At 68.2% G+C, this 1,420-nt stretch carries 2 protein-coding genes; one reads left to right on the top strand and one right to left on the bottom strand.

Annotated elements, in window-relative coordinates; genetic code table 11:
* Positions 1–54: 54 nt before the first annotated feature.
* The gene (locus IH13_RS0112325; RefSeq protein WP_031083769.1) at positions 55–645 is read right to left on the bottom strand and encodes a hypothetical protein; all 591 of its coding nucleotides are present in this window, start codon (positions 643–645) and stop codon (positions 55–57) included.
* A 235-nt stretch (positions 646–880) separates the two neighbouring features.
* Between IH13_RS0112325 and IH13_RS0112320 the strand changes: the two genes are divergently transcribed.
* Positions 881–1,420: tetrahydrofolate dehydrogenase/cyclohydrolase catalytic domain-containing protein (locus IH13_RS0112320; protein WP_031083767.1), on the top strand; the 540-nt coding region annotated here is incomplete at its 3' end.

The following is a 1,420-nucleotide window of genomic DNA, read 5'->3' as shown; positions in this document are numbered from 1 at the left end:
CCCCCGCCGGTGAGTCGGGTGATCGCGGCCTTCGCGGGTGGAAAGCGGAGCGGGTCAGTACTGCGGCTGCTGCTGCCGGTTGAACCAGGCGTCGCCGTCGGACTTCGCCACGAACACGGTGACCAGGATGGCGAGGACCGTGTGGACGAGGCCGAACAGGACGAACGGGTAGATACCGAGGATCGCGGTGATCACGCCGAAGACGATGGTCGTGACGCGCAGGCCGTTGCCCCCCTTGCCGAACTTGACGGCGAGGACGACGGCGAAGACCAGCCACAGCACCGCGAAGACGGTGAAGCCCCACAGGACGCCGCCGGAGTAGTCCACGAGGTCCTGGAACTGGGCGTCGTCCTTGAGGGTCTCGTCGTTCTTCGCGGCGTTCACGGCCGCGGCGGCCACCCCGAAGAGGATCACGCCGATGAGCTGGAGGCCGGCGATCACCCAGAGCATGACGCGGGCGGCCTTCACGCCACCGGGCATCTCCGTGGGGCCGCCCGGGTAGCCGTAGCCGCCCTGGACGGGGGGCGCCTGCGGGTAGCCGTAACCCTGCTGAGGGACGCCCTGCGGGGCCTGCTGGGGATAGCCGTAGCCCGGCTGGCCGCCCTGCTGCTGGCCCTGCGGATTGTTCGGGTCGCCGAAGCTCATGGCTGGATTCCTCCGTTACGGATCTGTGGGGACGACACGTCCGGGTGGAGGAAGGCGCGCAAAATGTACGGTAGGTCCCCCCGACACCGTCCGTGGTACTGCACGACTTATCGTCGTCGTGACATCGCTGCTCTGTCCAGTCGAATGCGGGATGTGTTGTGCAAGTGCAACCTCGCGTCCATTCCGGCCACCCGCAATTGGTATGCGGGGCGGGTCATCCGCGAAGATGGACGCCATGACTGCCCAGATTCTCGATGGCAAGGCCACCGCAGCTGCGATCAAGTCCGATCTGACCGTCCGTGTGGCGGCCCTCAAGGAACAGGGAGTCACCCCGGGCCTGGGGACCCTGCTGGTCGGCGACGACCCGGGCAGCCGCTGGTACGTGAACGGCAAGCACCGTGACTGTGCCGAGGTCGGCATGGGTTCCATCCAGCGCGAACTCCCCGGCACCGCGACCCAGGAGGAGATCGAGGACGTCGTACGGGAGCTCAACGCCGACCCGGACTGCACCGGTTACATCGTCCAACTCCCCCTGCCCAAGGGGATCGACACCAACCGCATCCTGGAGCTGATGGACCCGGCGAAGGACGCGGACGGGCTGCACCCGATGAACCTGGGCAGGCTCGTGCTGAACGAGGCCGGCCCGCTTCCCTGCACCCCGCAGGGTGTCGTCACCCTGCTCCGCCGGCACGGCGTGGAGATCGACGGCGCCCACGTCGTCGTCGTCGGCCGGGGCGTCACCATCGGCCGTCCGCTGCCGCTGCTGCTGACCCGC

This window comes from Streptomyces sp. NRRL WC-3549 (genome assembly GCF_000721935.1).
Lineage (GTDB): Bacteria > Actinomycetota > Actinomycetes > Streptomycetales > Streptomycetaceae > Streptomyces.
This window is presented reverse-complemented; position numbering and strand designations above follow the sequence as displayed.